This is a genomic window from Microbacterium sp. 2MCAF23 (assembly GCF_052115565.1).
Taxonomy (GTDB): domain Bacteria; phylum Actinomycetota; class Actinomycetes; order Actinomycetales; family Microbacteriaceae; genus Microbacterium.
Genome location: NZ_JBFRGY010000017.1, coordinates 1 through 25,293, shown reverse-complemented (window position 1 = coordinate 25,293; position 25,293 = coordinate 1). Strand labels below are relative to the sequence as shown.

General features: G+C 70.9%; 29 protein-coding genes. 14 read left to right on the top strand and 15 right to left on the bottom strand.

Annotated features, from left to right (window positions below):
• Positions 1 to 94: 94 nt before the first annotated feature.
• Together AB4078_RS17305 and AB4078_RS17300 are read right to left on the bottom strand one after the other, a co-directional pair.
• Entirely contained in the window at positions 95 to 901 is an 807-nt protein-coding gene (locus tag AB4078_RS17305) for a 2-phosphosulfolactate phosphatase (protein ID WP_441978157.1), read from the bottom strand.
• Between the two features lie 66 nt (positions 902 to 967).
• Complete coding sequence (locus AB4078_RS17300) at positions 968 to 1,507, bottom strand: VOC family protein (RefSeq protein ID WP_441978156.1); 540 nt, start codon at positions 1,505 to 1,507, stop codon at positions 968 to 970.
• Between the two features lie 105 nt (positions 1,508 to 1,612).
• Between AB4078_RS17300 and AB4078_RS17295 the strand changes: the two genes are divergently transcribed.
• From AB4078_RS17295 to AB4078_RS17285, 3 genes are all read left to right on the top strand, one after another.
• Positions 1,613 to 2,551: a J domain-containing protein gene (locus AB4078_RS17295; protein WP_441978155.1), complete on the top strand. Its 939-nt coding sequence runs from the start codon at positions 1,613 to 1,615 to the stop codon at positions 2,549 to 2,551.
• Positions 2,552 to 2,837: 286 nt separating this feature from the next.
• Positions 2,838 to 4,580 (top strand): sensor histidine kinase, encoded by a 1,743-nt coding sequence (locus tag AB4078_RS17290; RefSeq protein WP_441978154.1) that lies wholly within the window; start codon positions 2,838 to 2,840, stop codon positions 4,578 to 4,580.
• The gene (locus AB4078_RS17285) at positions 4,571 to 5,236 is read left to right on the top strand and encodes a response regulator (RefSeq protein WP_440732638.1); all 666 of its coding nucleotides are present in this window, start codon (positions 4,571 to 4,573) and stop codon (positions 5,234 to 5,236) included. The genes AB4078_RS17290 and AB4078_RS17285 overlap by 10 nt, the downstream gene beginning before the upstream one ends.
• 99 nt (positions 5,237 to 5,335) lie before the next feature.
• Here the strand turns inward: AB4078_RS17285 and AB4078_RS17280 are convergent, their stop codons facing one another.
• Positions 5,336 to 6,637, bottom strand: coding sequence for a serine hydrolase domain-containing protein (locus AB4078_RS17280; protein ID WP_441978153.1), 1,302 nt, complete (start codon positions 6,635 to 6,637; stop codon positions 5,336 to 5,338).
• A 4-nt stretch (positions 6,638 to 6,641) separates the two neighbouring features.
• A complete protein-coding gene (locus AB4078_RS17275) occupies positions 6,642 to 6,875 on the bottom strand; it encodes a hypothetical protein (protein WP_440732640.1) in 234 nt (77 codons plus the stop codon).
• Positions 6,876 to 7,075: 200 nt separating this feature from the next.
• Here AB4078_RS17275 and AB4078_RS17270 point away from each other — a divergent pair, with 200 nt between their 5' ends.
• Positions 7,076 to 8,389 carry a serine hydrolase domain-containing protein gene (locus AB4078_RS17270; RefSeq protein ID WP_441978152.1) on the top strand — a complete coding sequence of 438 codons (1,314 nt, stop codon included), beginning with the start codon at positions 7,076 to 7,078 and terminating at the stop codon, positions 8,387 to 8,389.
• Between the two features lie 144 nt (positions 8,390 to 8,533).
• On the opposite strand, the gene AB4078_RS17265 is transcribed toward AB4078_RS17270, so the two are convergent.
• The 7 genes from AB4078_RS17265 to AB4078_RS17235 are packed head-to-tail and all read right to left on the bottom strand — an operon-like array spanning position 8,534 to position 15,510.
• Positions 8,534 to 9,148, bottom strand: a complete 615-nt coding sequence (locus AB4078_RS17265) for an alkylhydroperoxidase domain protein (RefSeq protein WP_441978151.1) — start codon at positions 9,146 to 9,148, stop codon at positions 8,534 to 8,536.
• A 1-nt stretch (position 9,149) separates the two neighbouring features.
• Positions 9,150 to 9,737: a CMD domain protein gene (locus AB4078_RS17260; protein WP_441978150.1), complete on the bottom strand. Its 588-nt coding sequence runs from the start codon at positions 9,735 to 9,737 to the stop codon at positions 9,150 to 9,152.
• Entirely contained in the window at positions 9,730 to 10,845 is a 1,116-nt protein-coding gene (locus AB4078_RS17255; RefSeq protein WP_441978149.1) for a putative FMN-dependent luciferase-like monooxygenase, read from the bottom strand. The genes AB4078_RS17260 and AB4078_RS17255 overlap by 8 nt, the downstream gene beginning before the upstream one ends.
• The gene (locus tag AB4078_RS17250) at positions 10,842 to 11,567 is read right to left on the bottom strand and encodes an ABC transporter ATP-binding protein (protein WP_440732645.1); all 726 of its coding nucleotides are present in this window, start codon (positions 11,565 to 11,567) and stop codon (positions 10,842 to 10,844) included. Before AB4078_RS17250 ends, AB4078_RS17255 begins: the two co-directional genes overlap by 4 nt.
• Complete coding sequence (locus tag AB4078_RS17245; RefSeq protein ID WP_441978148.1) at positions 11,564 to 12,532, bottom strand: ABC transporter ATP-binding protein; 969 nt, start codon at positions 12,530 to 12,532, stop codon at positions 11,564 to 11,566. The genes AB4078_RS17250 and AB4078_RS17245 overlap by 4 nt, the downstream gene beginning before the upstream one ends.
• Complete coding sequence (locus tag AB4078_RS17240) at positions 12,529 to 14,331, bottom strand: ABC transporter permease (protein ID WP_441978147.1); 1,803 nt, start codon at positions 14,329 to 14,331, stop codon at positions 12,529 to 12,531. Before AB4078_RS17240 ends, AB4078_RS17245 begins: the two co-directional genes overlap by 4 nt.
• Positions 14,332 to 14,340: 9 nt before the next feature.
• Positions 14,341 to 15,510 (bottom strand): ABC transporter substrate-binding protein, encoded by a 1,170-nt coding sequence (locus AB4078_RS17235; protein WP_441978146.1) that lies wholly within the window; start codon positions 15,508 to 15,510, stop codon positions 14,341 to 14,343.
• A 452-nt stretch (positions 15,511 to 15,962) separates the two neighbouring features.
• Between AB4078_RS17235 and AB4078_RS17230 the strand changes: the two genes are divergently transcribed.
• The 6 genes from AB4078_RS17230 (at position 15,963) to AB4078_RS17205 (ending at position 19,967) form a co-directional block, all read left to right on the top strand.
• Positions 15,963 to 16,181 (top strand): RNA-binding S4 domain-containing protein, encoded by a 219-nt coding sequence (locus tag AB4078_RS17230; protein WP_440732649.1) that lies wholly within the window; start codon positions 15,963 to 15,965, stop codon positions 16,179 to 16,181.
• A gap of 193 nt (positions 16,182 to 16,374) precedes the next feature.
• On the top strand, positions 16,375 to 16,809 hold the full coding sequence (locus AB4078_RS17225) for a hypothetical protein (RefSeq protein ID WP_440732650.1): 435 nt from the start codon (positions 16,375 to 16,377) through the stop codon (positions 16,807 to 16,809).
• A gap of 9 nt (positions 16,810 to 16,818) precedes the next feature.
• Positions 16,819 to 17,931 (top strand): sensor histidine kinase, encoded by a 1,113-nt coding sequence (locus tag AB4078_RS17220; RefSeq protein WP_441978145.1) that lies wholly within the window; start codon positions 16,819 to 16,821, stop codon positions 17,929 to 17,931.
• The gene (locus AB4078_RS17215) at positions 17,928 to 18,563 is read left to right on the top strand and encodes a response regulator (protein WP_441978144.1); all 636 of its coding nucleotides are present in this window, start codon (positions 17,928 to 17,930) and stop codon (positions 18,561 to 18,563) included. Before AB4078_RS17220 ends, AB4078_RS17215 begins: the two co-directional genes overlap by 4 nt.
• A gap of 132 nt (positions 18,564 to 18,695) precedes the next feature.
• Entirely contained in the window at positions 18,696 to 19,439 is a 744-nt protein-coding gene (locus tag AB4078_RS17210; protein WP_441978143.1) for a sulfite exporter TauE/SafE family protein, read from the top strand.
• 48 nt (positions 19,440 to 19,487) lie between these two features.
• Positions 19,488 to 19,967 (top strand): AAA family ATPase, encoded by a 480-nt coding sequence (locus AB4078_RS17205; protein WP_441978142.1) that lies wholly within the window; start codon positions 19,488 to 19,490, stop codon positions 19,965 to 19,967.
• On the opposite strand, the gene AB4078_RS17200 is transcribed toward AB4078_RS17205, so the two are convergent.
• From AB4078_RS17200 to AB4078_RS17190, 3 genes are all read right to left on the bottom strand, one after another.
• On the bottom strand, positions 19,964 to 21,040 hold the full coding sequence (locus AB4078_RS17200) for an RNA polymerase sigma factor (RefSeq protein WP_441978141.1): 1,077 nt from the start codon (positions 21,038 to 21,040) through the stop codon (positions 19,964 to 19,966). The two genes, AB4078_RS17205 and AB4078_RS17200, sit on opposite strands and share 4 nt — an antisense overlap.
• Positions 21,041 to 21,185: 145 nt before the next feature.
• On the bottom strand, positions 21,186 to 21,572 hold the full coding sequence (locus tag AB4078_RS17195) for a YciI family protein (protein WP_441978140.1): 387 nt from the start codon (positions 21,570 to 21,572) through the stop codon (positions 21,186 to 21,188).
• A 97-nt stretch (positions 21,573 to 21,669) separates the two neighbouring features.
• Entirely contained in the window at positions 21,670 to 22,380 is a 711-nt protein-coding gene (locus tag AB4078_RS17190; RefSeq protein ID WP_441978139.1) for a MerR family transcriptional regulator, read from the bottom strand.
• Between the two features lie 99 nt (positions 22,381 to 22,479).
• Here AB4078_RS17190 and AB4078_RS17185 point away from each other — a divergent pair, with 99 nt between their 5' ends.
• Both AB4078_RS17185 and AB4078_RS17180 read left to right on the top strand, forming a co-directional pair.
• Entirely contained in the window at positions 22,480 to 22,920 is a 441-nt protein-coding gene (locus AB4078_RS17185; RefSeq protein WP_441978138.1) for a DUF6194 family protein, read from the top strand.
• The gene (locus AB4078_RS17180; protein WP_441978137.1) at positions 22,917 to 23,486 is read left to right on the top strand and encodes a putative immunity protein; all 570 of its coding nucleotides are present in this window, start codon (positions 22,917 to 22,919) and stop codon (positions 23,484 to 23,486) included. The genes AB4078_RS17185 and AB4078_RS17180 overlap by 4 nt, the downstream gene beginning before the upstream one ends.
• Before the next feature lie 13 nt (positions 23,487 to 23,499).
• On the opposite strand, the gene AB4078_RS17175 is transcribed toward AB4078_RS17180, so the two are convergent.
• Complete coding sequence (locus AB4078_RS17175) at positions 23,500 to 23,967, bottom strand: hemerythrin domain-containing protein (RefSeq protein ID WP_440732660.1); 468 nt, start codon at positions 23,965 to 23,967, stop codon at positions 23,500 to 23,502.
• Positions 23,968 to 24,191: 224 nt separating this feature from the next.
• Here AB4078_RS17175 and AB4078_RS17170 point away from each other — a divergent pair, with 224 nt between their 5' ends.
• Positions 24,192 to 24,362, top strand: a complete 171-nt coding sequence (locus AB4078_RS17170) for a hypothetical protein (protein WP_441978136.1) — start codon at positions 24,192 to 24,194, stop codon at positions 24,360 to 24,362.
• Positions 24,363 to 24,574: 212 nt separating this feature from the next.
• On the top strand, positions 24,575 to 25,293 hold a 719-nt coding region (locus tag AB4078_RS17165), incomplete at its 3' end, for a DUF222 domain-containing protein (RefSeq protein ID WP_441978135.1).

The window sequence follows — 25,293 nt, the reverse complement described above, 5'->3', positions numbered from 1 at the left end:
CTTCTGCGGGGAGGGAAAGGCGCTACGAGGAGGGAAACGCGGTGGAATCGGGGATGAGCCGCGGATCGGGGATCGAGGACGAGCGGGGACCGGGTCAGGCGCGAGCCGCCGGATCCACCGCCCGGAACACCCCGTCCACGAGCACCGGGACCGTCGTGGACACATCCGTCTGCGCGGCGAGTTCGACGTCCGCGCCCTGCCCCTCGTCACGCAGCTCGACGCCGCTCGACGAGGCCGTGAACAGGTGCCGGGTCGCCCGGGCCAGGCCGGTGTACGCGGCGCAGGCCGCGGCGGCTTCGGGTGAGCAGGCGTCGATGCCGAGCGCGCCCAGGGCATCGATCACGGCGCCGGCGGTGAGCATGTCCTCGACGGAGAACCGCACCGTCTCGTCGTCGCGCACCTCGCCGCCCGCGACCACGGCGACCTTGACCCGGCGCCCGACGGCGTGCTGATGGTCGAGGATCCACTGCGCGACGGCGGAGCGGTTGCGCAGCGATGCGGCGAGCACCGGCACACCGAACCCCGCGGCCGCCGCCGACAGCCGCGAGCCGTTGAACGACGGCACCACGGCTCGGGTCGCACCGAAGGCTGCGACGTTCTCGGCGGTGAGGCTCGACGGCGACAGCGTCACCCCCGCTCCCCCGCGCGGTCCCGCAAGACGGGCCTCTCCGAAGCCGTGCTCAGCCGCGATGCGCTCGGCCTCGACGCGCGTACCGGGGAACGGCTGCACCTCGAGCCCCTCGGTCACGGCCCGCTCCACGGTCGTCGTGAACGAGATCGCGTCGATCACGACGATGACGCCTGCCCCCTGTGCGATCGAGCGCAGGCCCTCGCGCGCCCAGTCGAAGCGCACCTCGTAGTCCTGCTGCAGCGGATGGTCCGGGCTCATCGGGGATCTCACCCGGGGAATGCTACCCGGCGGCGGTCCAGGCCTGCGCTCCCACATCGACCGACCGCGACCGGGGACTCACCCCTGGTCGTCGGAACGCACCGGGGCGCTGCTCCAGCCGGACGCCGACCCGGTCAGCGCGGCGTCGAGCGACTCCTGCGCGTACCGCATGTTCTCGGCATAGCGCGGCTCCTGCAGACGCTGCCACATGACCTCTTCCGGCACGTCTTCGACCTGGGCGGTGATCCACCAGATGTTGCCGAACGGATCCTTCACGCGTCCGCCGCGCTGCCCGAAGGCGTTGTCACCGAGCTCGGTCACCACCGTCGCGCCGCGATCCAGAGCCCGGGCGAATGCCGCGTCGGCGTCGGCCACCCAGACGCGCAGCAGGCTCGGCATCACCGGCCACTCGTCACGCCGGTCGAAGGCCAGCACCACGGTGTCACCGACGCGGATCTCGCCGTGCCCGACCGAGCCGTCCTCGGTCTGCACACGGGCGAGCTCCTCCCCCTCGAAGGCGCCCGTGATGAAGTCGAGCAGCGCGCCGGTGTCGTCGGTCGCCACCCAGGGCGCGACGGTCGTGTAGCCGGTGGGCGTCGCGGGGTCGATCATCGCCATGGGGGATCCTCTCGTCGTCGTCTCGAGGCTACGAGCAGCCTCCGACATCGGACCGGATACCCTGTACTCCGCTGTTCCACCGCCGCGGACCACCTGAGGAGGGCGATGTTCGACAGTCCGCTCTCGGCCTCCGCGTACGAGGTGCTCGGCGTCGGCGCGAGCGTCGACGACGAGGAGCTGCGCCGCGCCTACCGGCTGCAGCTGCGCCGCACGCACCCCGACACGGGCGGCGACGCGACCGTGTTCATCCAGGTGCAGCGCGCCTGGGAGCTCGTCGGCACCCCGGAGCTGCGCGCCGCCTACGACCGCGGGCACGGATTCGCCGTCGACGAGGTCGCGTGGGACGGCTGGCGCGTTCCGGCCGCGCGCACCGATACACGCCCGCGCGCGAAGGCCTACGGCGAGGCGGGCGCGAGCCGGCGGCGTCACTACGTCGCGCAGGTGCATGCCTGGACCGGATCCGAGGTGCCGGATCCATACGACCCCGCGTTCGTGCGCACGGTCCCCCGCGAGCTGCGCCGGATACTCGCGAACGCCCTCGCCGAGGAGCACACCGCGCGCGCCGTCGCGGACCTGGGCATGGGTTTCACGGCCTGGCACGACGTGGCCGTCCCGGCCGGCGCGGCCACGGTCGGCGGCGAGGCCCCGTCGCCCGAGACCCTCGACCACATCGTGCTCGGGCCGAGCGGGCTGTACGGTCTGATGTCGGCCGACTTCGGCGAGATCGCGCGCTTCCGCGCCGGCGAGGTCATCGCATCCGGCGCCGGGTCCCGCGCACCGATCACCGCCCTCGTGACACAGGTGCGCACGATCGCGCGCGCGGCGCGGGTGCGCTTCGGCGGGGCGATCCTGGTGCTCCCCGACGACGACCTGGCGCAGGCGACCACGCCTCTCGGCGCGATCCGCGGCACGACCGTCGTGGTCGTGCGCCGCAGCGCCCTGCGCCCCCTGCTCCGCGCCGGCGTACCCGGATCCCGGACGATCGGCGGCACCGAGCTGTTCGACGTGCGCACGCGGATCCAGCAGACCGTTCGCTTCGCCTGAGCGCGAGGGGATCCGGTCGTTGCTCGTCTGACCGCGAGGAGGTCTGCTCCCGGTATCTTCACCCCCCTTCACCGTCTTCACCCCCTCTGGCGGAGGTCAGCACGAGGGGGCGAAGGCGCTCCGGGGAGGTGAACGCCGCGGGCCGCCACTCCAAGCAGGTACGCGCGCCCCTCCCCCGCACGGGACCCAGGCCCATGGTCACCGCACCGTGCCGCGCGCCATCATGGGGTGTGCGCGTCGTGCACGCCGCGAGCGGCGAAGAAGGAGCGGTGAAGAAGGAGAGGCGATGGCGGATCCGGTGACCGTCGACTCGTCCTCCACCGTGCACCGAGGCGGCTCCGACCGCCCGCTGCCCGCGGCCCTCGTCATGATCGCGGTCTTCGCCTTCCTCCTCGGCGCTGTCGAACTGGGCATCGGGCTGCGCACACCTGACACGCTCTGGGTGGTCGCGCTGTTCACCGGCGTGTTCTGGATCTGGGTCGCCGCGGGCGTGCTCGCCTGGTGGCGCCGCCCGCACAACAACACCGGGCAGCTGCTCGTGGTCGGCGGCATCGCATTGTTCCTCGCCGGGCTCGTCAACCTCGGCGTCGACGCGCTCTCGGTGGTGAGCGCGATCTTCGCGACGAGCCCGCTCGCCATGACGATGCATCTGCTGCATGCGTTCCCGTCCGGGCGCCTGCGCGGGCGGCTCTCGATCACGACCGTGGTGCTGGGCTGGGTGGCGTGCCCGGTCTTCCAGCTCGCGCTCGTGCTGCTCTCGGCGTCCGCGCCGGCCGCCGTCCCGATCGTCGCCGCCGTGCAGAAGACGCTCGGGATCACGGTGATGGTGCTCACGGCCGTCGTGCTGACCCGGCGTCTCGTCGTCGCCGACCCGGGCCACCGGCGCGCGCTGCTGCCCCTGTTCGGCTACGGCATCGTGGCCGTGCTGCTGCTCGCCTTCGCGCCCACGATCGTCGGCGCATTCGGGTGGGATCCGGCGATCGGCGGCGTGACGCAGCTCATCGTCTCGGCGGCGATCCCCATCGCCTTCCTGCTTGGGGTGCTGCTCGGCGGGTTCCGCCGCACCGGCGACCTGGAGCCGCTGAGCGCCTGGCTCGGCATCACCGGCGCGGGCGGACCCGCCGTCGCCCGCGCCCTGGCCGGCACTCTCGGTGACGACTCGCTGCGCGTCGTGTACTGGGCCGCCGAGCGCGGCGAGTACGTCGACGAGACGGGCGCGCCGGTCGACCCCGCCCAGCGCGGACCGGAGCGGGGCTGGTGCGAGATCCGCGTCGACTCGCGACTCGTGGGGGCGATCGTCTACGACACCCGGATGACCGCGGATCCGGCACCCGTGCGGCGTGCGGGCGACGTGCTCGCCATCGCGATCGACCGCGAGCGACTCACCGCCGAGCTGCTCGCGAGCAACGATGCGCTCACGCAGTCGCGGATCCGCCTGGTCGAGACCGCCGACCGGGAGCGCTCGCGGATCGCGCAGGATCTGCACGACGGCATCCAGGTGCAGCTCGTGCTGCTCGCCCTCGCCGCGCAGACCATCGCGAACGCCCCCGATGCCGGCCCCGCGACGAGCGAGGCGTCGGCACGGCTGCGGCATGGGATCGACGAGGCCGCGGCCGATCTGCGCCGCCTCGTGCACAACGTGCTGCCGGTCACCCTCACCGAGCGCGGGCTGACCGCCGCCGCGGAAGACCTCGTCGACCGGCTGGCGATCCCCGCGACGCTGGAAGCCGACATCGACGACGCCACGATCTCGTCAACCACCGCGCACACCGCGTATTTCATCATCGCCGAGGCCCTGACGAACACGGTCAAGCACTCGAAGGCGTCGCTGGTGCGGGTCACCCTGCACGTCGAAAGCGGCCTGCTGCACATCCTCGTCCGCGACAACGGCGTGGGCGGGGCGAGCGTCGACCGCGGTGCGGGCCTGCACGGCCTTCTCGACCGCGTCGACGCGCTCGGCGGCAGCCTGCGGATGCGATCGGATCCGGGACACGGCACCGAGGTGAAGGTGGAGCTGCCATGCGCGTGATCATCGGCGAGGACGAGGTGCTGCTGCGCGAGGGCTTGCGGCACCTGCTCGCACAGGACGGCTTCGAGGTCGTGGCGGCCGTCGGCGACGCCGAGGCGCTGCTGGAGCAGGTCGAGCTGCTCGCGCCGGAGCTGGTGATCACCGACATCCGGATGCCTCCGACGCACACCGACGAGGGGCTGATCGCCGCGCTGCGGATCCGCGAGGCCCATCCCGCGATCCCGGTCGTCGTGCTCTCACAGTATGTGCAGCGCCGCTATGCGACGGAGCTGCTCGATCAGAACAGCGGCGGATTCGGGTATCTGCTCAAGCAGCGCATCGCCGACGTCACGACCTTCACCGCCGACCTCCGCCGGGTGGCCGCGGGCGGCACGGCCCTGGATCCGGAGGTCGTGTCGGTGCTGGTCACGCGGGCGAGCCGCGCGAGTGGAGCCGTCGGATCCCTCACGCCGCGCCAGCTCGAGGTTCTCTCGCTCATGGCGGAGGGACGCAGCAACGCGCGGATCGCGACGGATCTGTTCCTCTCCGAGAAGGCCGTCGTGCAGCACACCTCGCACATCTACACCGCGCTCGGGCTGTCGGTCGACGGCGACGACCACCGTCGCGTGCTCGCGGTGCTGCGGTTCCTCGCCTCGGTGGCGGAGGAGTACCGGTGAGGAGGAGTCCCTTCGACAGGCTCAGGGACCGACTGCAGATCGGGCGCTGAGCGCCCTTCGTCTCGCTGCGCTCGCTCAGGGACCGGCAGCGGGTCGGCACTACTTCCGCGGCGGCGGGACGTAGGCGGTGCCCAGCTCGCCGGTGAGGGCGACCAGGAGCCGCACCGCAGGCGTCTGGCAGATCGCGTCGCCCGGGTCGTCGGTGAGGGTGGGCGAGGTGGTGCAGCCGCCCGACGCGATGTCGCTGTTGGTCTGCACGGCGACCGTGGTGTCCGTCGCCGTGTCGTAGAAGAGCGAGGTGTTGTAGCCGGAGAGGTCGCCGGTGTGGCCGACCCACCCCTGCGAGCAGCTCAGCCCGAAGCCGTACCCGATGTCCGAGAACGAGGTCAGTCGCAGGGTCTGCGTCTTCCCATCGACCAGCCCCTGGCCGGTGCCGAGTGCGCGCCCCATGGTCAGCAGGTCGTCGATGTCGGAGATGATCTCGCCGGCCGTGAAGCTCCATGACGGATTCCAGTCCGTGGAGTCGGCCGGGGCGTCCGGGGTCGCACTGTTGCCGTTCAGCGTGTACCCGCGTGCGTACGGCTCCGGCAGCGCGGCCGAGGTTCCGGGCCACGACGTGTGCGCCAGGTGCAGCGGATCGAAGATCCGCGTCTGCATCAGCCGGCCGACGTCCTGGCCGGTCACCTTCTCGATCACCTTCCCGAGCAGCACCGTGTTGGTGTTCGAGTAGGCGAACCCCTCCCCCGGAGGGAACAGGGGTGAGACGGCGGCACCCGCCTGGATGACCTCCTCGGGCGTGTAGACCGCGGTCGGATCCGCGAAGTACTTCTCCAGGAGCTTCGCGTTCATGGTGTAGCTCGCGACACCGCTGGTCATGTCGGCGAGCTGCGTGAGTGTGATGGTGTCGCCGTTCGGGATCCCGTCCACGTACTTCCCGATGGTGTCGTCGAGCTTCAGCCTGCCCTCCTGTGCGAGCTGCAGCACGATCGTCGCCGTGTACATCTTCGTGAGCGACGCGATGCGGGTGTGCATGCCGACCTGCATCGGGGTCCCGGCCAGATCGGCGTTCCCGTAGGCCTTGGTCCAGGTGCCCTCGGGCGTGCGCACGCCGACGACCGCACCCGGGGAGGCGCCGAGGGCGAAGGCCTTCGCCGCCACCGCGTCGAGCTTCGCGACGGTCTCCGCGGACAGGGGCGACATCGTCTTCGCGCCGGGCTTCGCGGCGATGGTCCGGGCGGGATCCGCGACGCATCCGGCCGGGGACGTGGACGGCGACGGCGAGGCGGTTCCAGGTGCGGCGCCGGAGGGACCGGAGCAGCCGGCCAGGATGAGAGCCGCGGTCACCGCGGCGAGCGCGAACGCCCGGCGCAGAGCCGGCGGGACCGTGCGGGAGGACGGCATCGTCTCAACCTCCGTAGATGTAGATGCTCTTCATGAGTGATGTGGCAATCATGGCGGCGGGCGGGCGCCCGTCGGCGGTTCCGGTCATCGTCTTCGTGTGGGATCCGATCCGGAAGTGGTCGTCGAGAGAGACGGGGACGGATCCACGCAGCTGCGTCACGCCGTAGGTCGCGGTGTCATCGCCCTGCGGTGGGCGCACGCGCGTCGCTGCTCCCGGCCGCATCTCGTCAGCCGCCATCGTGAGCCTCCTCATCGCACACCCGGTCCACCGCGCGTGCGGATCCGACCCTCGTCTCTCCCCCTCGAGCATCCCCATGCGACCACCAGTCTCCCGGGGCCGCGCCTGCGGCGGAATGGGCCTACGTCTATTCCTCCCGGGTGCCGCCGGTGCCAGGGTCTCCTTGGGGGAAGGATCGATCTGCCCGAAGGAGCTCCGCCATGGTCACCGCTCGTCTCGCACGGCCGATCGCGCTCGCGGCCGCCCTGCTCGTGCTCGCCGGCTGCTCCGCACAGCCCTCGACCGGACCGACCTCGACCGGCGCCGGAACCCCCTCATCGACGGTGCCGGCGGTCTCGACCTGCGTCGCCGACCCCTCGGCCGTGGTGGCGCGCACCGCGGACCTCCCGTCGTCGGTGCTTCCCGACGACCTCACCGCGACGATCGACAAGACCTCGCAGGACGCCTTCGCACAGACCTCGTCGAAGGGGGCCGTCGTGGCCGTGCAGTCGCCGAAGGGGCTGTTCCTGAAGGCGTACGGCGTGGCGGATCCGGCCGCCGGCACTCCGATGACGACCGACGTCTACCAGCGCGTCGGATCCATCACGAAGACCTTCACCGGCACCCTCACGACGCAGCTCGCCGCCGAGGGCAAGCTCAGCCTCGACGACACGATCTCGAAGTACGTCGACGGCGTCCCGCGCGGCGACGAGGTCACGATCCGCATGCTCGCGGACATGACCAGCTCGATCACCAGCTACACGAAGGACCCGGCCTGGCAGAAGATCTTCTTCTCGGAGACGGACCGGGTCTGGAAGCCGCAGGAGCTGCTCAAGGCTGGCATCTCACTCCCGCCGCAGGACTTCGCGCCCGGGACCGCGTTCGACTACTCGAACACCAACACGATCCTGCTGGGCCTGGTCATCCAGAAGGTCACGGGCCAGAGCTTTCAGGACGTGCTCGTGGAGAAGATCCTCACTCCCCTGGGCCTGACGCACACGATCTTCCCGGCTGGATCCGCCGCATTCCCGGATCCGCACGCCCAGGGCTTCACGCTGCAGGGCGGACACGGCACCCCGGAGAACCCGGCGAACACGACGAACTGGAACCCCTCCTGGGGCTGGACGGCCGGCGAGCTGATCTCCAGCGCACCGGACCTGCTGAAGTACGGCCGTGCGGAGGCGACGGGAGCGGGACTCGTACCGGCGAAGGACCAGATCGAGCGGCTCACGTCGTTCCGCGAGTTCAACGGTCCCGGCAACGGCGGCTACGGCATCGGCTGGGGCTGCCAGAACGGCTGGGTCGGCCACACCGGAGAACTCCCGGGCTACAACACGGCCATGTTCTACAACACCAAGGACGACACCACGATCATCACGATGGTGAACAGCGACATCCCCTCAGGCGACTGCCCGAGCGACGCCCGCACCCTCACCGACAACCCGACGGATCTGCCCTGCAGTTCCCCCGCGACCCGGATCTTCCAGGCCCTCGCTGCGACGCTGGGCACGCCGTTCGCCCCGCAGAAGAAGTAGCCCTGCAGCCCGGATCCGTCGTGGCCCGGCCCGGCTGGCCTGCGTTTCCCTCCCCGTGCTGTCTTTCCCTCCCCCTAGAGGCGCCTCTGCGGGGAGGGAAAGACGATGCGGGGAGGGAAACGCGGATCCGGAACGCTGTCCGGATCAGGCCTTCGGCGCGGGCGGCGTCGGCTCGCCGAGCGACAGCATGAGGCGGTTCGCCCAGTTGAAGAACGACGCGCTCTGCACCACGTCGACGATCGCCTGGTCGTCCAGGCCCGCCGCGCGCAGCGCCTGCACGTGCGCCTCCCCGAACCGCGACGGGGTGGCCGTCAGCGCGGCCGCCGCCTCGATGATCGCGGTCCAGCGCTCGTCCTGCTCGCCGTCGATGCCCTCGTCCAGCAGCCGCTGCACGTCGTCGCGGCGCGAGGGCGCCTGGATCGTCGCGAAGCGGGAGTGCACCGAGGCGCAGAACAGGCAGCCGTTGACCCGCGAGGCCGCGGCGGCGGAGATCTCGCGCTCGGCCCGGCCGAGACCGGCGTCGGTGTTGTAGAAGATGTCGTTGTCGGCGCGGGTGCGCGCGCCGAGCACCACGGGATCGCGCACGAGCAGACGGAAGTACGGGCTCGCGGCGCGGGAGCGCTCGACGAGGGCGGTGTAGTCGTCTTCGGTCAGCTCGTCCTCAGGCTTCGGCTCGAGCCACGGCACCCAGCCGAGCTCTTCCTGCGTGAAGACGTGCGGCGGGGTCACCTCGGGGTGACGCAGAACCTGCTCTGCCATGTCAGATCGCCTCCTTGAGCACGCTGAGTCCCGCGATCACGCGGAGCTGGAAGTGGGTGAACGCGACGAGCTGCGACACCGTGACGACGCCGTCGGTGCTCCAGCCCGCATCCAGCAGCGTCTGCAGCGCGTCCGGACTCGAATCGCGGGGACGGTATGTGAGCAGGTGCGCGTGCTCGAGGGCCGCGCTCAGGCGGGATCCGATCGCGTCGCGGAGCGAGGGCGGCGCGACCCAGTGCAGGCCCTCCTCGTCCTCGACGCTGAGCGGACCCTCCGGATACGCCCCGTACGGACCGGTGGTGAGCGCGCCGGGCAGCGCCGCATCGATCGCGGTGCGCGTGTCGGGATCGGCGGCGTCGAGCAGCGCCCGGTAGTGCTCCGCCAGGCCGTCGGCGCGGCTGAGCGCGGCGACCCAGTAGCCCAGGGCCGCGCGCTCCGCCACAGTCGCCCGGTCGAGGTCGGCGGGCGTTGTGATGAGCCCGTCGTACGTCGCCTTGGCGTCGCTGCGCGCCACGGGGCGCTTGGCGCGCAGCGCATCGAGCGGGCTGCCCGGGACGATGCCGACGAGGTCGTCGATCAGATCAGACATGGGTCTCCTCCGGGATGGTCAGGATGGCGTCGTCCGCATCGAGCGGCTCGGGCCCTTCGACGGGCTCAGGGACCGCCGGGCTCCACCCCAGCGCCGGGGCGACCCGGGTGGCGATCAGCTCGAGCGAGCGCAGCAGCACGGCGTGCGGCGGATCGACCGGGTGCGACTGGAACACGATGTCGGTGGCCGAGGCGAGCACGTGGTCCTGCGCGAGTTCCTCGATGATCTGCTCCGGAGTCCCGACGTGCAGGTCGAACAGGATCCGCAGCTCCTCGTCGCTCGCCCCGTCCGGGATCGCGATGCCCATGGGGCGGGCCGCGGGCAGCGAGCGCTCGATCCCGCGTGCCAGGAGCGCGGCGACGTCGGCCTCGTCGTCGACCACGACGAGGCCGCGCGAGGCGAACGTGCGCGACGAGACACCGTCCGGCAGGGCCGCCTCGTACGCGTCGATGACGAGCCGCTGCGTGTCGGCGAGTGCGGTCGCACCGGATCCGGCGGTGTGCGGCTGCGACTTCGACAGCATGAGGCCGGATCCGGCGGCGCCGATACGCGCGGCGCCCTCGGGCGAGAAGGTGGCCTGCCAGAGCGTGTCGAGGAGCTCGGGCGCGGCCGGGTAGAGGCTGCCCCCGTCGGCGGTCAGCTGGTCTCCGCGGAGGGCTTCGTGCAGGCGGGCGAGATGGCGCCCGTAGATCGCGCCGCGCTCCTTGGGGTCGTGCCCGAACGGCGGGAACGAGCTGGGCGTGCCGCCGCTGCCGACACCGAGCTCGAAGCGTCCGTCGCTGAGCAGCGACAGCACGGCCGCGTCCTCCGCGACGCGCAGCGGTTCCTCCAGCGGCAGCGTCACGATGCTCGTACCCAGGACGATTCTCGTCGTCTGCGCGGCGGCGTGCGCCAGGAACACCAGCGGCGACGGCAGCCCGCCCTCCGCCTCATGGAAGTGGTGCTGCGCCACCCAGGCGGAGTCGAAGCCGAGCCGTTCCGCCGTGCGGATCTGCTCCAGGGCGAGCCGATAGCGCTCGGCGGCCGGGGCGTCGTCGAGCACCCGGGTGAAGAACCCGAGCCTGGGTCGCGCCGAAGGCACGCGTTGCGTGCGAGAGCCTGCGGTCATGAGCCGCTCCTTCCGAGGTAGGCCTCTTGAATGCGGGGGTCGTGCAGCAGCTCCTGCGCCGACCCCTCGGCGACGATCTCGCCCGTCGCCAGGACGTACCCACGGGACGCGATCGACAGCGCGAGCTCCGCCTGCTGCTCCACCAGCAGCACCGCGACGCCGAGCTCGCGGTTGAGCCGGGCGATCTCGTCGAGCACCTGGTCCACGAGCTTGGGCGAGAGTCCCATCGTGGGCTCGTCCATGCAGATCAGGCGCGGCCGGCTCATCAGCGCCCGCGCGAACGCGAGCATCTGCTGCTCGCCGCCCGAGAGCGTGCCCGCCTCCTGCCGGCGGCGTTCCGCGAGCCGCGGGAAGTGCTCGCGCATCCGCTCGAGGTCCTCGGCGATCCCGGCACGATCGCGGCGGGTGTACGCCCCGGCATACAGGTTCTCGTCCACGGTCATCTGCGGGAAGACGCGCCTCGCCTCGGGCACGCTCGCGATCCCCGCCCGCACGCGCTTGGCGGTGGAGCGTTGGGTGATGTCGGCGCCCGCGAATGCGATACGCCCGTCCTTGACCCTGTTCAGTCCGAGGATCGACTTCATCGTGGTCGACTTGCCCGAGGCGTTGCCGCCCAGCAGCGACACGATCTCGCCCTCGCCGACCTCGATCGACACGCCGCGCAGCGCATGGAAGGGACCGTAGTAGACGTCCACCGCGTCCAGGCTCAGCAGGGCGGTCATCCGGATCCCTCCTCGCCGGAGTCCGCGCCCGGGGTCGTTGAGCGAGCGGAGCGAGACGAAACGTCGCGCCCGCGTGGTGGCCGCGTTTCGTCTCGGTCGGCTTCGCCGTCCTCGCTCAACGACCCCGGAGCTTCCCGCCGCCGGCCGAGATAGGCCTCGATCACGGCGGGGTCGTTGCGCACGGCCTGCGGGTCGCCCTCGGCGATGATTCGGCCTCCGTCCATCACGATGACCCGGTCCGAGACCGTCATCACGAGGTCGAGCTTGTGCTCGACGAGCAGGATCGCCTGCCCGGAGGCCTTCAGCTCGAGCAGCTGTGCAAGCACCTCGGCGGTCTCGGACTGGTTCATTCCGGCGGTGGGCTCGTCCAGGACGAGCAGCTTCGGCTGCAGGGCGAGTGCACGCGCGATCTCGGTGCGCCGCCGGTTCGCGTAGCTCAGCGTGTACGCCGGGTCATCGCGCCGCGGACCGAGCCGGGCCTCGAAGCGGTCGACCTCGAGGTCGATGACCGCGTCGATCTCCGCGCGCTCCCGCCGTGCGGCCGGGGTGCCGAAGACGGCGACGAACAGCTCGGCGAGCAGCGGGATCCAGCGCAGCAGGAAGACGTGCGAGAGACGGCGGAACGGCCGGTGCGCATGCAGTTGGGAGTGGATCCCGACCTCGATGTTGTCGGCCACCGAGAGGGTGGCGAACACGCGGCCGTTCTGGAACGTGCGCGCGATGCCGTGCTCGGCGATGTCGACCGTGCTCGCGTGATCGATGCGTGCTCCGTCCAGCGCGATCGTGCCGCCGTGCGCCGGGATCGTCCCGGTCACGAGGTTGAGCGTGGTCGTCTTGCCGGATCCATTGGGCCCGATGATCGACACGACCTCTCCCGGCTGCACCTGGAACGTGACGCCGTCGACGGCGCGCACGCCGTCGAAGTGGCGCTCCAGGCCGGTGACGTCGAGCAGTGCGGCAGTCATGAGTTCCTCACCAGGACGCCGCCGGGCCGGAAGCGCACGACGAGGATGAGCACGAGGCCGTACACGATGATCCGCCACTCCGGCGTGAACCGCAGCAGCTCCATCGCGCCGATCAGCACGATAGATCCGACGACCGCCCCGTAGGGCAGACCGACGCCGCCGAGGATCACGATCGTGACCACGAGCAGCGACATCAGCATCGTGAACATCGTGGTGTCGATGTAGGTGTACTGATGCGCGAGGAGCGATCCGCCGATGCCGGCGAAGAACGCCGAGATCGCGAACGCCAGGGCCTTGTAGTCGCGCACCCGCACTCCCGAGGCGAGGGCGGCGACCTCATCGGAACCGACCGAGGAGATCACCTTCCCGAGATGGGAGCGCCTGATCCGCCACATCACCAGCAGGGTGAGCACCAGCACGACGAAGTCGATGAGGTAGTACGCGAGCGGGGTGTTCAGGTCGATGCCGGCGATGGACGGCACGGGGATGCCGTAGATGCCCTGCGGCACGATGAGCTGGATCAGGGCCACGATCGCGATGCCGAGTCCGAGCGTGGCGATCGAGATGTAGTGGCCCTTCACACCCCAGATCGGCGAAGCCAGGATCGAAGCGATGACCGCCGCTCCGATGCCCGCGATCGGCAGCGCGAGCCAGAACGACAGGTGCAGGTGCACGCTGAGCAGCGCCGAGAGGTAGGCGCCGATGGCGATGGGGCCTGCCTGCCCGAGCGCGAGCACGCCCGCCTGTCCCGCCGTGACCGTGAAGCCGGCGGCGATGATGGCGTAGACGAGCACCTGGGTGCCGGTCGTGAGCACGTAGGTGTCGGCGAGGATCGGCACGAGCACACCGAGCACGACGAACGCGGCGATCCACACCCACCGCGGGATCCGCAGCGGGCGCCCCTTGCCCAGGAACGTGCCCGTGAGCGGCTCGGTCGAGATGAGCGGCACCTTGCCGAGCAGGCCGCCGGGGCGCACGATCAGCACCACGAGCAGCACGACGAACACGATGATCTGGCGCGCGGCGTCGCCGAACCAGTAGATCCCGAACGCCTCCAGGATCCCCAGCACGAATCCGCCGACGACGGCGCCGACGAGGGATCCGAGGCCGCCGAGCGCGGCCGCGACGAACGCGGTCATGCCGATGTTCAGACCGGAGACGGGGTTCACGACCCCGATGTAGAGCGAGAAGAAGATGCCGGCGAGCCCGCCGAGCCCCGATGCGATGACGAAGGAGATGTTCTGCACGGATCCGACCGGGATCCCCATCTGCAGGGCGGCTTCCTGGTCCTGCGCGGTGGCGCGGATCGCCCGCCCCGCCCGGCCGTACTTGAGGAAGAGCGACATCGCGATCATGACGACCGCCGTGATGCCCAGCATCACCAGATCCGAGGTGCCGAAGCGCATGTTCCCGATGTGCAGGTTCGAGGTGGGCAGCACCTGCGGGAACGAGCGGAACTGCGCGGAGAACGCGAGCTGGGATCCGTTGTCGAGGATCTGCGCGACCGCGTACGTGGACAGCATTGCCGCGAGCGGCAGGTACTTCGCAAGCGGACGCACGACCGCGATGTTGATGACCAGGCCCAGCAGGGCGCAGATCGCGAGCACGAGCGGCAGGGCGATCCAGAACGGCTGCTGCAGCTGCACCACGAAGAACCAGGCCAGCATCGCGCCGAGCCCGAAGAACGAGAACTGCGCGAAGTTCACGACGTTCATGACGCCGAAGACGAGCGAGATGCCGACCGCTCCGAGGGCGTAGACGTTCCCTCGGAGCAGGCCGGCGATCAGAGTGTCGAGCATGGAGCGGGATCAGCCTTCGATGGCGACCCAGGCGCCGTCCTTCAGCACGGTGGGCGTGAGCTGCGGCGAGGCAGGACGACGGGTCTCCTTGTCGAACGAGAGCTTGCCGTAGACCACGCTCGGCACGTCGGTGATCTCCTGGAAGCCCTTGAGGATCCCGGCGCGGTCGGTGCCGCCCTTCTTCGCCGCGGCCACGGCGACGTGCAGAGCATCATAGGCGCCGGCCTCGAAGAGGGTGACTTCCTTCTCCTCCGGGTACTTGGCCTTGAACGCCTTGACGAAGGCCTGCACCTCGGGTGCCTTGCTGGTCGACACGAACTCCGTTCCGATGACCGAGCCCGCCGCATCCGGGGTGCCGTCGAAGGACTCCTCGTCCTGGCCGCCGTAGAACGTGCCGGTGAAGCCGATCGCGCGCAGCTGAGTGACGAGCTTCGCTGCGTCCGGCCCGTAGCCGACGTGCGCGAACGCCTTCGGGCTGCCGGCGACGGCCTTGGTGAGCGAGGGCCGGTAGTCGTCGGAGGTGGGGTCGATCGCCTCTGCGTCGGTGATCTTCAGCCCGATCTTGTCGGCCTCGGCCTTGAACGCCTGGAAGGCCGGGATCCCCCAGTCGGCGGTGTTCAGGTAGGTCACGCCGATCGAGTCGATGCCCTGCTTCTTGATGTAGTCGGCCGTCCAGGTGTAGCTGGCGCTCGTGGTGATCGCGCTCGACCACTGGTACTGCGTGCCCTTGGCGGTGAAGTCCGGGTTGGAGTTGTTGAAGCCGTACTGCAGCAGCTTGCCGGCCGTGTAGATCGGCGAGGCCGGGATCGACGCGGCCGAGGAGTAGTCCCCGAACACCAGCGAGATCTGCGGGTCGTTGACGAACTTCTGCGCCACGGTGACCGACTGCTTGGGGTCGGACTGCGAGTCCTCGTACTTGAGGGCCACGGGGTGGCCGTTGATGCCGCCGTCCTTGTTGACCTCTTCGACGGCCAGGTCGAACGCTTTCTTGAACTGCTCGCCGTACTGGGCGTACTGCCCCGTAGTCGCGGACGAGACACCGAAGTACACGGTGCTGCCTGCGGAGGCGCCCGCCGACGGCCCGTTGGCCGAGGCGGAGAGGCTGCATCCGGCGAGCGCGAGGGCTGCGGTGGTCGCCATGATCCCGGCGAATGCGATGCGTCGAGTGTTCCTTGCCATGGGGGCCTCCTTCGGGTCGTCGCACCGCGGGTCGGTGCCGTCCGGACGACGCGCTGTGTACGACGCCCGGCGATGCGCCGACGGAACGGGCGGCCGCGGCGTGTGCCCACACTCACATGCCCGCCGGATCCACTGCCGTTGTGTGTCGCTTTTCGACATCGTGTGACGCCGCGGACGGCTTCTGTGACGCCGCGCGACGCGGATTCCGGGTGCGCGGATCCTCACCCGGATCGGCGGGGGTAGGCTGCGCGGTTCCGCCGTCGGTCGACGTGTTTCCCTCCCCTGACCGTGTTTCCCCCCCTCGGGCGGACGACAATGAGAGGGGGGAAAGACGCTGCGGGGAGGGAAACGCGGTCAGCGGTGTTGCCGGCGATGCAGCAACGCCGCGGATCCGACGCCGGGCCGATCCGATCCGATCCGATCCGATCCGAGAACTCGGATAGCGTGGCGGGATGAGCGTGAACGACGACGTCGCCATCGGCGGTGAGAGCATCCGGCTCGGCCAGTTCCTGAAGTTCGCCGGGCTGATCGACTCCGGCGGGGACGCCAAGGGCGCGATCCTCGATGGGTACGTGCGCGTGAACGGCGAGGTCGAGCGTCGCCGCGGACGTCAGCTCGTCGCCGGCGACCTCGTGACGCTCGATGAGCGCACGGTGCGAGTGCGCCCCTGACGTCGAGCCGGTCCGTTCCCCGGCTTGCTCCTGGCGCTCGCTGGTCGCATCTTGCGGCTATGGCGCACGGATAACCGCGATTCGCGACAAGTGAAGCGGCGAAGGAGCCGGGTCACGACTCTCCGACCGATCGGTGGCCGAGCCTGACCGATCGGTGGATCCGGGCGGCGTCTCCCCTGAGGAATCTGGAGACATGACCAAGACACTCTCCCTCCCCGCGGACCGCGCCCTCGCTCCCGCCCGTCGCGCGGCGTTCCGTCCCGTCCTCCTCCTCGGCGGCGCCTTCGCGGCGGTCAGCGCCGTGATGATCGCCTTCCTCGGTATCGCCAGCGCCACCGGCATCGGCTTCGAGAGCGCGATCTGGGTGCGATGCTCCCTCGTGCTCGCCAGCGCGGTCGTGGTGCTGGCCATCGCCGCCTCCGCCTCCCGCGGTTCCCGCGCTGCCTGGGTGCGCCTGCGGATCATCAGCCCCGTCATCGTCGTCGCGGTGGTCGTGATCGTGTCCATCCCCGGCTTCCTGCCCGACTGGGTGCGCATCGAGCAGGCGGTCTGCGGCCTCCTGCTCCTGCCCGTCGCGATCCTGGTGAACCTGCCTCGCATGAGGGCGCTGTTCGCTGGGAAGGCGTAGGGTCGGCGCGTGGTGGACTCGCGCTGGCGGACCGTGCTGGCGGTCACTCCGTATATCGTGCTGGGGCTGCTGGTCGCATTCATGCTGCTCGCGCAGTGGGGCCAGTGGGCGCGGCTGACGCCGATCCTGGCCCTCTGCGCGGCCTACGGGCTATGGGTGCTGGTGATGCGCACTCTGCCGTTCCGCTGGCGCGACCGTCCCTCCGCGATCGCGGTGTTCCTCGCCGGGGCGATCGTGCTCAACCTCCTGCTTGTGCTGCGCGAGGGCTCCTTCGGATTCCTCGCGATCGCGACGTTCTCCTTCGCCTACTCGCTCGCCGAATGGCCGTGGGAGCTGCTCCCGGTGGCGGGGACCGCCGTCGTCGCCGGCCTCGCACAGAGCTCCGGTTTCCGGGCGGATCCGGCCGGCGTCGCAGGGACGATCGCGGTGATCCTGCTGAACATCGTGGTGATGTGCGGGCTCTCGTTCGGTCTGCACCGCGCCGAGCAGAACCTGCACCGCACGGCGGTGCACGACGAGCGCGCCCGCCTCGCCCGCGAGATCCACGACACGCTGGCGCAGGGCTTCACGGGCATCATCACCCAGCTGCAGGCGGCCGAGCAGGCATCCGACGACGCGGCTCGCCGACGGCACACCGAGTCGGCTCTCGCGCTGGCCCGCGACGGACTGGCCGAGGCGCGTCGCTCCGTGCAGGCGCTGCGCCCCACGGCGCTCGAGCAGACCTCGCTGGGGGACGCCCTCACCGGCGTCGCGCACTCGTGGTCGACGCGCACCGGCATCCCCGCGGCGTTGACCGTCACGGGAACGGCCCGCCCTCTGCCGACCGAGACCGAGGTCGCACTGCTGCGCACGGCGCAGGAGGCTCTGACGAACATCGAGAAGCACGCCGCCGCACGCCGGGTGACGATCGCACTGCGGACGGATGCCGCCGGGGTGAGCCTGGAGGTGCGCGACGACGGCCGCGGCTTCGACGCCGTCGAGCGCGTGCAGCGTGCAGCGGAGGGATCCGGCGGTTACGGACTCATCGCGATGCGCGAGCGGCTGGAGGCGGCCGCCGGCAGGCTCGTCGTCGAGGCCCGTCCCGGACGCGGCACGGTCGTGCGGGCGGAGGTGCCGGCATGAGCGCACTCACCCTGCTCGTCGTCGACGACCACCCGGTCGTACGCGACGGCATCGTCGGCATGGTCGGATCCGCCGAGGACATCGAGGTCGTCGGCGAGGCCTCGGACGGCGCCGAGGCGGTCGCCCGAGCCGAGGTGCTCGCGCCGGATGTGGTGCTGATGGATCTGCGGATGCCACGGATGGACGGCGTCGCCGCGCTGCGGGAGTTCGCGCGGCGCGGCATCGGCAGTCGCGTGGTGGTGCTGACCACTTTCGACGCGGATGCCGACGTGCTTCCCGCGATCGCGGCCGGAGCCACCGGGTACCTGCTGAAGGACGCCTCCCGCGACGAGCTGCTGGCGGCGATCCGCGCGGCGGCCGCGGGGAAGACGGTGCTCGCGCCCGAGGTGGCCTCGCGCCTGGTCGGCCGCGTACGCGCCCCGGAGGCGAGCCTGCTCACCCCGCGCGAGCTGGAGATCCTGGGGCTCGTCGCCGACGGTGCGACCAACCGCTCCGCCGGCGACCGCCTGCACCTCAGCGAGGGTACGGTAAAGACCCATCTGCTCAGCATCTACGCCAAGCTCGGGGTCGGCGATCGCGCCTCGGCGGTGGCCGAGGGGTTCCGGCGGGGTCTGCTCGACACGACGCACTGAGAGACCCGAAGCCTTGGGCATCCGGCAACGGCGCTTCCGAGTCGCCGCGACGGCGGGGAGCGGCTGCTAGTTTTCGATGATGCGCTCGATCCGACTCGCGCCCGTCCGCGTCAGCCGCCGCGGGTCCCGGCCATGATCGATCTCGCGCCGTGGGCGTGGATCCTGCTCGCGGTCGCGGGCACGGTCGTCGGGCTCTCCAAGACCGCGCTGCCGGGTGCGAACACCGTCTCTGTGGCGATCTTCGCCGCGCTGCTGCCCGCCCGCACCTCGACCGGGGCGCTGCTGCTCCTGCTCATCGTCGGCGACCTGTTCGCGCTGCTCACCTGGCGCCGCCACGCGCACTGGCCCACGCTGCTGAGGCTCGCCCCCGCGGTCGTCGCGGGGCTCGTGCTCGGCGCCGTGTTCCTGGCCTTCGCCGGCAACGCCGTGGTGCGCCCCGTGATCGGCGTGATCCTGCTGGCGATGGTGGGGATCACCCTCTGGCGGCGCCGGCGGACGGCTGCCGCTTCTGAGGGCGCGGCGCACCTCGGCACCACGCTCGGCTACGGCGCGCTGGGCGGCTTCACCACGATGGTCGCGAACGCGGGCGGACCGGTCATGTCGATGTACTTCCTTGCGATGCGCACCCCGGTGAAGGTGTTCCTCGGCACGGCGGCGTGGTTCTTCGCCATCGTGAACATCGTCAAGGTGCCGGTGCTCGCAGGCCTTGGGCTGATCACCGTGCCGGTGCTGCTGATGGATCTGGTGCTCGTGCCGATGGTCGTGATCGGCGCGCTGTTCGGCCGGTGGCTCATCCCCCGGATCCACCAGGCGCTGTTCGATCGGATCGTGCTGATCCTCACTGTCCTCGGTGCGCTGTATCTGCTGATCCCCTGAAGCCGCGCTCATCGACGTGGCCGAGGGGCGGAGCGTAACCTCGACCCGGTGACAGTGCACAAGACTCGAGGGCCCCGCGTCGTGATGATGTGCGGGCCAGGTGGTGCCGGCAAGACCACTTACGCCAAGCGCCTGGAGCGCGAGGGCTGGACGCGTTTGTCGTTCGAGGTGGAGTTCTGGGATCGCGGAATCACGACGATGCCCTCCGCCGAAGTGGTCGCCGAGGTGGCGGCAGATCTGAAGGCGCGCTTGCTGCGCCAGGTCGCGGCGGGGAACGATGTCGTGCTCGACTTCGGATTCTGGTTCCGGCGACAACGCGATGAGTTCCGCGCACTGCTCGCCCCTCAGGACATCGTGCCGGAGACGGTCTACATCGCGACGAGTCTTGAGACCATCCTGAGCCGAGTCGGTGACCGACACGGCAGGCAGGCGGACGATTGGCCGCTCACCGCCCAGACGGCGACGGAATACTTCGAGCGGTTCGAGCCGCCGACGCCCGAGGAGGGACCCCTTGAGGTGGTCCGCTAGATGTAGCCCTCGCCTCGTTTCTCGACCGCGGCGAGCGCGTCGATCGCACCGCGTGTCGGGGCGATCCGCACGAGCCCGCGGTAGAGCCGCAGCAGCGCGGCCCGGTCGGTCACACCGGTGCGGGCGCGGTCGCAGTGCACCGACTGGATCGCCGCCTCGAGCTGGAACCGGCCCGGCTCCGCTCCCCCGGCGACGCCGCTGAGCCGCGCCGCCCGGTGCAGCAGCGCCTCACCCTCGGCGATGAGCGCGGCGTCCCAGAGCGCCGGATCCTGCTCGTCCAGCGCGGGCCAGGGCTGACCGGGCGCCGGGGAGACCCGCGCGGGCGCCCGCGACTGCGCGAGCGTGAGCAGCGCCGCCAGCCCCCACGCCTCTGCATCCGTCTCGAGCAGCGTCGCGGTGAGCACGGCGAGCCAGCGGGCCTCGTCGGCGAGCGAGGTGCGCACGTCGTCGTGGTCGCCCAGCCAGTCCAGGGCGTAGGCGCCGTAGATCGCCTCCAGAACGGCGGTGGTGTGGGCGGGCATGTCGCTGCGCGTCGGCAGGGCGAAGCGGATCCCGGCGTCGCGGATCTTGCGCTTCGCCCGCACGAGGCGCTGCGCCATGGCCGCGGGTTCGACGTCGAACGCGCGCGCCACCTGGGCCGCGTCGAAGCCGAGCACGGTCTGCAGCATGAGCGGTGTGCGGATGCTCTGGTCGATCGCGGGATGCGCGCATGCGAACAGCAGCTCCAGGCGCCGGTCCGGGATCGTCTCGCCGCGCTCCACGAGGGCCTCGACGTCGATCCCCGTATCCGCGCCGAGGCCCGACGCGTCATCGAGCGGAGCGCTCGTGCGGCGCGCCGCGGAGCCCCACACGTCGCGGAGTCTGTTGCGGGCCACGGTGAGCAGCCATCCTTCCGGGTTGTCGGGCACTCCGGCATCGGGCCAGGTGCGCAGTGCACGTTCGAGGGCGTCGGCGAGACAGTCCTCGGCCAGCGCCAGGTCGCCGGTCCCGCCCGCGAGGAGTGCGACGAGCCGTCCGTAGGAGGCGCGGACCGCGCGCTCGGCGGCGGACCGCGCCTCATCGGCCGCGCTCATTTCGCCTCCTGGGGTGCGGGATCCGGATCTGCACGAGAACCGCGAGACCGAACTTCCGTCCCGAGACCGCCGACACCATCGGCGGTCTCGGGACACAGGATCGGTCTCGCGGCCTCACGGCGGCGCCGACCACACGCTGCGGCATTCACTGGACCGGCGAAGCTCCCTGCCATGCTCCGTCCGCGAACCGTGTCGCGACGGGACGCACCTCGACCGCGCCCCACTCGACCGACGGCGCCTTCGCGGCCCAGGCGAGTGCCGCGTCGAGGTCGTCGACCTCGATCACGAAGGTGCCGCCGAGCTGCTCCTTGGTGTCGGCGAACGGCCCGTCCTGGATGACCGGCTGCCCGTCGCGCACACGCACGGTCGTTGTGGCGGTCGACGGGTGCAGCACCTCGGCGCTGCGCAGGACGCCCGCCTCGTCCAGAGCCTTGGCATAGACGTCGAAGGCGCGCATGCCCTCGGCGAGCACCTCCGGCCCGAGATCCTCGGCGCTCATCTCGGGGTACTGCAGCAGAAGCGTGTAACGCATGATCCGTCCTTTCGTAGGTATCGACATCATGGTGACGATCGAAGGATCCGCCGATCGACATCCTCCTCCGCGACGGGCCGGATCGGGAGGGCGAGGATCAGTCCCGGTGCGTCTCGGCCGGCATCGACGTCAGGAGATCGTGCAGCAGACCCGCCGCGGCCAGGAGGGCGACACTGCGGCGCGTGAGGTCCGCGAGCCGCTGCTGCAGGATCCGCTGCGCATCCCCCGCATCCCCGTGCGCGCGCACCTCCTCGAGGATGCTCCGGATCGCAGGGATCCCGTACCCGCCGGCACGGAGGGCAGCGGCGATCCGTGCCTCCGTCATGGCGAGGGCGCCAAAGCTCCTCGCGCCAGACCCGTCGGATCGGGTCGTGCGGACGAGGTCCTCGCGCTCCCAGTGCCGGAGCGCGGAGGACCGCACGCCGAGCGCCTGTGCCAGCTCGCCGATCGTCATGGCGTCGCTGTCGTCGTACTCCTCGGCGGCCTCTGCCAGCACGGCGTCGAGGCCACGGAGGGCCTCGTGCACCCTGCGGCGCTCGAGGACGAGGTCGCCGTGCAGCTCGTCGATGCGGGCGGCCGCGGTGTCGACCGGTCCGGCGGCGAGGGCGGGCAGTAGGGTCCGCGCCGCGACCGGCCCGATCGCCTCGGCCAGGGCGCGATATGCGCGAGCCGCGATCACGTGGCGGGCGTCGTAGCGGCGGTAGCCGTTGGCGGCACGCGGAGCGGGTGGGAGCACCCCGAGGCGTTCGAGATCGCGCACCTGCTGCGGGGAGTATCCGGCGAGCCGCCCGACGTCCGCCGTCGACATCTGCTCTGGAGGGTTGACCGCGTTTCGCCCCGATGAATCCCCGCGTCCCGGATGCATGAGTCCACATAAGCACGTCAACCTCACGATGGAAGGATGGAGATGCAGCAGATCGTGGATCATGTCAGGACGTTCGAGGGCGTCCTCGTCCTCGCCCCGGAACCCGGAGGCCCTCATCCGGAGATCGCGTGGGGTGACGTGTTCTTCTACTACGCGCCCGATGGCGCCGTGCCGGAGCGCACCCAGCCTTACGGCACGATCGTCACGAAGGACTATCCCGAAGACCGGGCATCCGCGCTGGACGCGCCCGCTCGCTTCCGGGTCAACATCCAAGTCGGCAGGGAGCGTGCCGCGCAGCTCGCGCTCGGAGAGGATCCGGCCGCGAGCGACGCCCTCGCACCGCACCCGCAGTACGGCGATGCCGGCTGGGTGAGCGTGGTGAACCCCGGATCCCGGACGGCGGGGCTGGTCCTCACGCTGCTGCGCGAGGCGCACGATGCCGCTCGCGCCCGCGCAGAGCGCCGAGACCGGGGCGGGCGATGAGCCGGGCACTCTCCGCACAGACGCTGTCCGAAGAGGACCGGCGCCTCCTCGCGGGGTGGGCCGCGACCTGCGCTGAGCATGTGCTGCCGCTCTTCGGGGCGGAGGCACCGGACGACGATCGCCCCCGTGACGCGATCGCACGCGCGCGGGCCTTCTCGCGCGGCGAGCTCGACGCCGCGGGAGAGATCCGGCGCCGGTTCGTCGCTGGCCGGGCAGCGCGCGCGGTCTCCTCGGTCGGGGCCGTGTCTGCCGCCCGGGCTGCGGCGCAGGCGGCGGGCGTCGCGCACATGGGAGCGCACGCCCTCGGCGCCGCGGCGTACGCCGCACGTGCGGCTGGTGCGGCCGGCGCGGCTGGTGCGGCCGGCGCGGCCGCGGCTGAGGAGCGCGCGGGGGCGGTCGCGGCCGAACTCGCGTGGCAGTGCGACCGGATGTCTGCTGAGATCGCGGCCGCTCTGCGCCGGCTCCCTCCGGTCGGCAAAGACGGCGCAGGCCCGCTCGGGCAGGGCCTGCTCGCCTCCGGAGAGCTCGGATCGATCATCCGCGAGCTCCAGGCGGCTCTCGGCTGAGGGCGCGGCCGGATCAGAGCCTGCCGAGCACGTCCGGCGGATCCGCGTCGAGCGCGAGCGTCTCGAGCACGCCGAGCAGCTGCCGTTCCTCGAAGGCGAAATGGCTCTCCATGATGGCGCCGACGCCGTCGAGGTGGCGATCGATGTCGTCCGGCGGCACCCCGCCGTCGACGGCCGTGCTCAGCGCCGTGAGCAGCACGTCGATCATGGCGTGATCCTCGGAGAGCTTGCGCAGTACCGGGGCGAGCTCGGGATGAGCGGCCTCGATCGCCGGGAACAGCGCACGATCCTCGCCGCGATGGTGCTGGTCGAGGGCGGTGCAGAATCCGCGGCAGTACAGCAGCAGATCCCGGGCCGGCCGCTGCGGATCCGGTCCGTGCACGCCGGCGCGCACGACCCCGAGGGCCTCTCGCAGCCGGGCGTGCGCCTGTCGGAGTTCATTGCTCCAGGCGATGAGCCTGGTCGTCTCGCGCTCAGTCACGCGAGAACGAAGGGTGGGACGAGAGCATCGTCACGCTCCTTCAATCCGGCGCCTCCATGCCTGACACGGTCTGCCACCAGCACGCGACGCTCGGGCCAGCATATCCGTCGGTCCCACCCTGTTCGCGCGGACAGCCGACGCTGTCGCCGGATCCGAGGAGCCTTACCGCCACGGGCCGTCGGGCGTAGGGTGACGGCGAAGCCCACGAATGCTGAGGAGACGCGATGTTCGGAGAGAAGCGGCGCGAGGAGAAGCGCGAAGAGGCGGCGCTCAAAGAGGCGAAGGAGCAGGCTGCTGCCGCCGTCGAGGAGAGCGAGACGGACGACGCCTCATTCGAACCCGACGAGCGGCTCGAGGAGCAGTTCGAGCCGGACAGCGGCGACGTCCGCGAGTAGGGACGCGTTCTGAAGGACCGACTCCGGCACCACGGTGGTCCTTGAGCGAGGCGCGGAAGTGAGACAAATGGCCCGCGGGTCGGGCGCTTCGAAGGCTTCCGCGACCGACGTCACCGACGGCTGGATCTTGTGATCTGTTCGTGATCTTTTCTGGATCTGATCTGGCCCTTTTCGGCCCTGGAATGTCGGTGCCCCCGGGTTGAATGGGAGGTATGACGAGCTCGACCAGCACGGTGGTGGATCCTGGGGTGGACCCGGTGGATCCGGCCGCCGTGCTGGCCGCGCTCGTGGACGGGTTGGCGACCACCGAGGCGACGATCACCCGCCTGCAGGCGTTGAAGGAAGCGCACCTCGCCGTCGCGCAGCGGCTCGCCGAGGACCTCGCCGCCGTGGACGGTGCGTCCGGGATACGGGGCGAGTCAGCCGATCTCGCATCACGATCCGTCGCCGCCGAGCTCGCGGCAGTGCTGCACATGTCAGACCGGGTCGTGCAGGGACGGATGGTGCGGGCCGCGGAACTGATGACGAAGTTCCCCGCCACGATGCAGGCATTCACCGACGCGCGGATCAACGCCGCCCACGTGCGCCTCATCCAGGACGCGGGGGCGCGGCTGGACGATGCGGTACGGGCGGAGTTCGAACAGGCGGCGGTCGCCGCATGCGAGGGTGAGACGCCGCACCGGGCCAAGCGGGTCGTGGAACGCGTCGCCGAGCGGCTCGCCCCGCGGTCGTTGACGGACCGGCACCGGGAGGCGCAGGAGAAGCGCACCGTGTGGCGCGAAGAACTCCCCGACGGGCAGAAGATGCTCGGACTGATCCATGCGGCCGCCGTGATCGATGGGATCTACGACCGGCTCACCCAGCAGGCCCGGATGGTGCAGGTCGCGAACACGGCAGCCGTGAAAGACGCCACTGCGGGACGGACACCGGA